Source organism: Microcystis sp. M165S2, assembly GCF_020245885.1.
GTDB lineage: Bacteria > Cyanobacteriota > Cyanobacteriia > Cyanobacteriales > Microcystaceae > Microcystis.
This window is the reverse complement of the sequence record NZ_JADBTZ010000334.1, coordinates 1-6573: the sequence shown is the minus strand read 5'-3', so window position 1 is coordinate 6573 and position 6573 is coordinate 1. Positions and strand designations below refer to the sequence as shown.

9 protein-coding genes and 1 pseudogene are annotated in these 6573 nt (G+C 43.3%); 5 read left to right on the top strand and 5 right to left on the bottom strand.

The genetic code is table 11. The features are described 5' to 3' along the window. Positions 1-311 precede the first annotated feature (311 nt). Positions 312-596 carry a DUF6883 domain-containing protein gene (locus IM479_RS16560; RefSeq protein ID WP_353737590.1) on the top strand — a complete coding sequence of 95 codons (285 nt, stop codon included), beginning with the start codon at positions 312-314 and terminating at the stop codon, positions 594-596. A gap of 52 nt (positions 597-648) precedes the next feature. Next, on the top strand, positions 649-870 hold the full coding sequence (locus IM479_RS16555; protein ID WP_286825648.1) for a DUF4926 domain-containing protein: 222 nt from the start codon (positions 649-651) through the stop codon (positions 868-870). Positions 871-992: 122 nt separating this feature from the next. On the opposite strand, the gene IM479_RS16550 is transcribed toward IM479_RS16555, so the two are convergent. The 4 genes from IM479_RS16550 to IM479_RS16535 all read right to left on the bottom strand — a co-directional run bounded on the left by IM479_RS16550 (position 993) and on the right by IM479_RS16535 (position 3769). Beyond that, positions 993-1775, bottom strand: a complete 783-nt coding sequence (locus IM479_RS16550; RefSeq protein WP_287687636.1) for an energy-coupling factor ABC transporter ATP-binding protein — start codon at positions 1773-1775, stop codon at positions 993-995. Between the two features lie 14 nt (positions 1776-1789). Beyond that, positions 1790-2563 (bottom strand): cobalt ECF transporter T component CbiQ, encoded by a 774-nt coding sequence (cbiQ, locus tag IM479_RS16545; protein WP_287687634.1) that lies wholly within the window; start codon positions 2561-2563, stop codon positions 1790-1792. A 125-nt stretch (positions 2564-2688) separates the two neighbouring features. Further along, positions 2689-3012 (bottom strand): PDGLE domain-containing protein, encoded by a 324-nt coding sequence (locus IM479_RS16540; protein WP_287687633.1) that lies wholly within the window; start codon positions 3010-3012, stop codon positions 2689-2691. A gap of 13 nt (positions 3013-3025) precedes the next feature. After that, positions 3026-3769, bottom strand: a complete 744-nt coding sequence (locus IM479_RS16535) for an energy-coupling factor ABC transporter permease (protein ID WP_287687632.1) — start codon at positions 3767-3769, stop codon at positions 3026-3028. 451 nt (positions 3770-4220) lie between these two features. Between IM479_RS16535 and IM479_RS16530 the strand changes: the two genes are divergently transcribed. Beyond that, positions 4221-5072 (top strand): zinc metalloprotease HtpX, encoded by an 852-nt coding sequence (locus IM479_RS16530; RefSeq protein ID WP_287687630.1) that lies wholly within the window; start codon positions 4221-4223, stop codon positions 5070-5072. An 88-nt stretch (positions 5073-5160) separates the two neighbouring features. Beyond that, entirely contained in the window at positions 5161-5697 is a 537-nt protein-coding gene (locus IM479_RS16525) for a deoxycytidylate deaminase (RefSeq protein WP_110578255.1), read from the top strand. Between the two features lie 88 nt (positions 5698-5785). Here IM479_RS16525 and IM479_RS16520 read toward each other — a convergent pair. Next, positions 5786-6103, bottom strand: a pseudogene (locus IM479_RS16520) (DUF29 domain-containing protein); the annotation flags it as partial. A 107-nt stretch (positions 6104-6210) separates the two neighbouring features. On the opposite strand from IM479_RS16520, the gene IM479_RS16515 reads away from it, so the two are divergent. Next, positions 6211-6573, top strand: a 363-nt coding sequence (locus IM479_RS16515; protein ID WP_287687628.1) for a Uma2 family endonuclease, incomplete at its 3' end; no start/stop codon positions are given.

The following is a 6573-nucleotide window of genomic DNA, read 5'->3' as shown; positions in this document are numbered from 1 at the left end:
TATTCTAGTACAAACATTTTGACGATGCTCGACCTACTATCAATATCTTAACACAAAATTCCTTAAGTTGACAATACATATTTATTTAAAGCCGCCCGACCCTACACTAAAGGGCGGGGCTTGTACCCAAATTTTCGGTCAGACTTTCTCGGTTTTGTCCTCTCTTCTATGCAAGAAACCGATAATAAATCTCCAAATTGTGCATCGGACTTCAGTGTATCCTTAATTCTCTCGGGATAACCGAACAGAAAAGTAGATGCTAGGCTACATTTAATCTAACCAAACCAAGAGAGCCGAGTTTTTTGTTGGAAGTGAAACTGCCTCATCCTGAAAGTACCATCATAGATGATCACAAACTAACTGGTTATTCCCTAAATCTAAATCATGCCGATGGACGGCATAAAGCCCGTGTTTTTAAATCCGCCTTAAACTTAGATATTGATGACGTTCAATTTCTTAAAAACGCACTCTTAGAAGCCGTTAAAACCTGTAATGCTATTCCCGATAAAATCAATCAATATGGACAAAAGATTATTGACTTTCCCCTGAATCATCAAAACAGCTATTATTCAGAGTGTTTAGATAATCAGAAATGATGAGAATTTTTCCCGTTTAGTTACTTGTTATGTACTTTAAGGAGATAATGAAATGAAACTCTTAGATGTGATTGCTTTATTAGAAGACTTACCCCAATTGGGATTATATCGCGGGCAAGTGGGAACAATTGTAGAAGTCTATGAGCCAAATGTTTTTGAAGTTGAATTTAGTGATACTTCTGGCCTTGCTTATGCTATCGAAATCTTACAAGAAAATCAATTAATGTTATTACATCATTCTCCCTTAGAATCACAAAAATTAACCGCTAAGTAGCGGTAAGCTGTTGACTATCTCAATCACTCGTTAAGACTGTCTATGAGAGGGGAAAAGGGAGCTTTTTTTCAGTGATCAGTAAACAGTAATCGGTGAACTGAAAACTCACATCTGATAACTGATCACTGATCACTGACTTGTGAGGGCGCATCAGCGATCGCACAGTAGGGACGACTATAACAAAGGGGTATTTCCAGGTCGTGTTGTTCCAAAAATTCCCGATTACTTAAAATCCTAGCGGTTTCTCCCTCTCCCACCACCTGACCACGACTTAAAACCACCGTGCGATCGCATAGTTCTAAAGCCAGATCGAGATCATGGGTGGCGATGACTTGGGTTTGGGGTAAAGTGGCTAACAGTTGTATTAATTGCCGACGGGATCGGGGATCCAGTTGGGCGCTAGGTTCATCAAAAACTAAGACCTGCGGCAACATGGCTAAAACCCCCGCAATCGCCACGCGTTTTTTTTCACCCCCCGATAGATTCTGACTGTTTCTCTTACCGTAATGCTTGGAATCCAATCCCACCGCGTGTAAAGCATGATGACAGCGATGGTTTAAATCCTCTCCGCGAATTCCCTGATTCATCGGGCCAAAAGTCACATCTTCCCAGACAGTGGGCATAAATAGCTGATCGTCGGGGTTTTGGAAGACTAAACCGACAAAATTGCGGATATTTTCTAAATTCTCCGGTTTAACTTGGTAGGGACCGACGGTGATTTTACCCGTTTGCGGCGGGAGAATACCGTTAAAATGCAATAATAAGGTGGATTTTCCCGATCCATTGGCCCCGACCAAAGCCACCTTTTCCGTAGCTTCAATGGCTAAATTAATACCTTTTAACGCTTCTGTGCCGTCAGGATAGGTATAAACTAGGTTTTCAATAAAAATCGGGTTGTGGTGCATGAAAAACGAGACTTTTATCTGAGTAGATGTACCATTTGACCCCAGAGGATCAGAATTACTGTGCCAATTATAGCGAGATAATCGTTCAGCTTGCTTTGGGGAACCTGTACAGAAGGCAAGGAACCGGTGTAACCCCTCGATAACATGGCTTGATAAATGCGATCGCCACGTTCGTAGGTACGGATAAATAAAGCGCCGATCATGTGTCCCACTAGCAACCGTTGCCATCGGGGACTACTCATTAAATTGCGCGCAATTGCTGCCCTTCGCATGGAATTAAATTCAGCGATCAAAACAGCTAGATAACGGTACATAGAAGCCAAAATTGCCACCAATAAAGGGGGGGTTTTTAGGGTAACTAATGCTTGCAACAGGTCAGGAATCGCTGTCGTTAAAACCAGAATATTGACCGTACAAAGACAGAGAAAAGCTTTTAGGGCCACACTGCCTAACACCAGCAATCCCTCGCTAGTTATCCGCAAAAATCCCCAAGACCAAAGAATTTCCCCGCCATCGCGAAAAAGAGTTCCCAATAAAACCACACCGATAAAGACAAATTCGATCGCTACTCTTTGTAAAAGTACGGCAATACTCACCCGACTGATCAGAATTAAAATAATTAATCCTAATCCGTAAATCCCCCAAGTTCCCCAACTACCATTCGGCGTTAAGGCTGTGGCAAAAACTAACAAAAGAGTAACTAAAACCCGGGTATGGGGCGCAAGTCTCTGCCAAAAAACGAAATTTTGGCACTCATTTTCGCGAGAAAAAGTGGCAATGTGTAGCATTTATTCAGTTATCAGTTATCAGTTATCAGTTATCAGTTATCAGTTATCAGTTAGAAAAGGGATATAGGGATATAGGGGTTTAGGGAAATTTCAGCTAAATGCCCCACTTCTCGACTCCCATATCCTTATTCCTGATTTTGGGATTTTGGAATCACTAATTTACCGATACCCCAAGCGATGCCGAAAGTGGCAAGAGTTCCCAGAAAACCGGCCAGGGGAGTGGCGACACCTTCGGGAACACCTTTGAGGGCATAACCGTCAAAAATTCGGGCGAAAGGTAATTGACTACCTAGGGCCTTAGGGTCTTCTTTTTTGCTAAATTGCAAGTCTTCCGCCACTCGATCGAGTCCGTCGGGATCGGGACTGGCAAAGGGAGAAAGAAAAACGGCGATAATTAGGGAACATACTAGGCCAATCAGAAAAAATTGGCTATTTCTGCGAATATTCATCGAATTAATTGCTTTATTGACGAGAAGCGTAGGAAGAGGGAACAGAGGTATTAACGGAATGGGGCGGATCGTAGAGAAGATCGGGACGGGTTCGCCAGATATAACCGACAGCGAAAACGGTAATCACCGCTTCCCCGATGCCGATGAGGATATGCCAAGATAACATGGCAAAAAGGGCGACTAAAGGCGGTACAGTGCCAGATAAAGCCAATTGCAGGGCGCAAGCCAACGCCGCCACCACCACACTTGTCCAAGCGGCCAGGGCAACAGCGATCGCCATACTGCGCCAACTATTAAAACCGAGGGCTTTTCTAATCCCCAGATAGAGATAATAACCGCCAAACGTCCCGATCAAACCCATATTGACGATATTCGCCCCTAAAACCGTTAAACCGCCATCTTGAAAAAATAAAGCTTGAACGATCAAAACCACCGCCATCACCAAAGAACCCGCCCAGGGACCGAGTAAAACCCCCGCAAGAGTCCCCCCTAATAAATGTCCGGAGGTTCCCCCCGGAATGGGAAAATTAATCATCTGGGCGGCAAAAATAAAGGCGGCACAAACTCCCATCAAAGGTACAGCCCGTTCAGCGTAGTGACCGCGCACTTTTTTGAGAGAAAAGCTAATCAGGACGACGGCAATTATCCAAGTAAATAGACTCACCGATGGACTCAAAAAGCCGTCAGGAATATGGAGGGCGAGATAAGGGGTAAGGAGAGGGTGAAACAAACCAACTCCCAGAAAATTAACAGACATTAAAACTCAGTCTCCTTGGCAATTTGGGTTAAAGATTTCAATAGAATTGTCTCCCTAGGACGGAAAAGTCCTATCTTCTAGTAGATAACTAACCGCTTCATTCTACAATGCTCTCTCTGGGGATTTAAACCCTTTAGCTTCTTAAGAATTTCTGTTATTTTGCCAGCCGTCATGGTTTAGCTATCAGCAAAAATCTGAATTATTCTCAAGCACTCAAATTATTTAAATTATTATTAATTTTTCGAGTTTTTTTTAGTTTTTATGCTAGGACTCAATCAGTTATCAGTTATCAGCTAGAAGAGGCTAGTGACCACTAACCACTAACCACTATTCACTAACTAAGGTCATGAGTTTTAAGTAATATTATTCACTGATTACTGTTCACTGATAACTGATAACTGAAAGGTCTCCCCATGTCTTTTATACCTCTCACTTCCTAAGATAAATAAAGATGAATCAGCTTAAAACTGTTGCTTTATTGGGTTTACTAGCCGGTTTACTTGTCGCTATTGGCTATGCGATCGGTGGTCAGGGCGGTGCTTTAATTGGTTTAGTAATCGCCGCCATTACTAATATCGGTTCTTGGTACTTCTCCGATCGCATTGCTCTGGCCGCTTACCAAGCCCAACCAGTCAGCCGCCAACAAGCCCCCGAACTCTACCAAATGGTGGAAAATCTCTCTCGTCAAGCCAATATTCCCACACCGCAACTCTATATCGTCCCCACCCCCGCCGCTAATGCTTTCGCCACCGGCAGAGATCCCGAACACGCCGCCGTCGCCGTTACCGAGGGCATTTTAAACCTGCTGCCCGGCGACGAATTAGAAGCAGTTATCGCCCACGAATTAACTCATGTCCGTAACCGGGATACCTTAACCCAAGCTGTTGCGGCCACTGTTGCCGGGGCGATTTCCTACCTGGCCAGAATGCTGAGTTATGGTTACTTCTTTGCTGGCAATTCTCGCCATCGTCAAGGGGGCAATCTCATCGGTTTACTACTTACCATCTTTCTCGCCCCCCTTGCCGCCACTGTGATTCAGATGGCTATCTCTCGTACCAGAGAATTCGAGGCTGATGCTGGTTCCGCTCGCTTGACCGAGAATCCCGAAGCTTTAGCCCGGGCTTTAACCCGTTTAGAATCGATCGGTCGTCAAATGCCCTTAAATGCCAATCCTGCCTTTGAACCGCTGTTAATTAGCAGTCCTTTTTCGGGGCAGTTTCTGGCTAATTTATTCGCTACTCACCCATCCACCGAGGCAAGAATCGAAAATCTCCGTCGCATTCAACAGGAATTATTAACCTGATCCCGTTCTTAATTTTTAGAGGTTATCTAATGATAAGCTATCAGAGATGACCCCCTCTTTTTCGCTTTTTCTAGCTTGGTATGAAACCGTGATCAACTCTGAAGAAAAAAGACCGACTTGGGACGAATATTTTTTAATGATCGCTAAATTAGCCGCCACCAGATCCACCTGTTTAGCTTTTCCCGTCGGTGCGGTAATTGTCAAAGATCGGCAGGTTTTAGCCACGGGTTACAATGGTTCCCCATCGGGAACGGTTCATTGTACTGCCCAGGGTTTTTGTTATCCCGGTTTGGGAACCTGTCGAGAATCCGGAGAAATTCCCTCTAGGGCAATTCATGCCGAAGCTAATGCGATCGCTCAAGCGGCTAAACACGGTATTTCTACCCAAGGGGCTAGTATTTACGTTACTTTAGAACCCTGTATTTCCTGCTTAAAACTAATTATTTCTTCGGGAATTAAAGAAGTTTTTTATGAAGCGGATTTTAATAGTGGGACAAAGGCAATGTTAAGGGATTCTTTTCTGGAAACGGGGATTATTAAATATAAAAAGATTTATTTATCAGAAGAAATGGCTAGTCATGCAGCCTTATTTTTATTAAATCCCATTTCGATCGATCTCAGGTAGTTATCATCAGGAGGCTAATTACTAGGAAAACTCTCTATTTCTATGGTAAATAAAGTTAGTTGATTGGGATAAAATAGCGAAAATTTTTTTATGGGCGGGTTTCCAGAAAAGGTTCGATATCGATGGGGAACCAATCCCCGTCTAATACCTGTTCAAGAGTGAATATAGAGTCCAAGGGAATCGCATTTTTATCGACTACCCGCGCGTTAATCAGGGATTTTCTGGCGGTTAAATAGGCTTTCTCCAAAGAATTGCGGGTGTGGTTGACGAGGGTGGCACTATCTATTTTTTGTTCTAATTGCGCTCGGAAAGCCGCGATCTCTACTATCCAGTGACGGGCATTCCGTTCTTTTTCCGATTCCCAATAGGATAGTTTTAGCAAGTGTTCGATTAAAACGGTTAATAACCTGTCGGGATATAACGATGTTATCTCCTCCTAGATATAGGGGAATAGCTCAGGTCTTACAGATGCTAAAATTATCATTTTCAGACAAGTAAGCAGGAGTATAAATTATGACCTTGATACCAGCTATTGATCCAGATATTGAATACCCCGATAGTGACGGTAAACCCATGGCCGATAATACCGAACAATATGAATGGATCGTGAAAATTAAAGAAAATCTTGAGATTCTCTTTGCTAATTCTCCTCAGGTTTTTATTGCGGGGGATCTGCTCTGGTATCCCGTCCAAGATAAAAAAATTACCGGACCGGTTGCTCCCGATGTTATGGTGGTATTTGGTCGTCCGAAAGGAAGACGGGGTTCCTATAAACAATGGCAAGAAGATAACATCGCTCCTCAAGTGGTCTTTGAAATTCTCTCCCCTTCTAATAGTTTAGAAGAAATGGAGCGAAAACTACTCTTTTATCAACGT

Excerpts from the sequence above, each read along its gene's own strand:
- IM479_RS16555 (WP_286825648.1), top strand. The coding sequence starts at position 649 with ATGAAACTCTTAGATGTGATTGCTTTATTAGAAGACTTACCCCAATTG.
- IM479_RS16550 (WP_287687636.1), bottom strand. The coding sequence starts at position 1,775 with ATGCACCACAACCCGATTTTTATTGAAAACCTAGTTTATACCTATCCT.
- cbiQ (WP_287687634.1), bottom strand. The coding sequence starts at position 2,563 with ATGCTACACATTGCCACTTTTTCTCGCGAAAATGAGTGCCAAAATTTC.
- IM479_RS16540 (WP_287687633.1), bottom strand. The coding sequence starts at position 3,012 with ATGAATATTCGCAGAAATAGCCAATTTTTTCTGATTGGCCTAGTATGT.
- IM479_RS16530 (WP_287687630.1), top strand. The coding sequence starts at position 4,221 with ATGAATCAGCTTAAAACTGTTGCTTTATTGGGTTTACTAGCCGGTTTA.
- IM479_RS16535 (WP_287687632.1), bottom strand. The coding sequence starts at position 3,769 with ATGTCTGTTAATTTTCTGGGAGTTGGTTTGTTTCACCCTCTCCTTACC.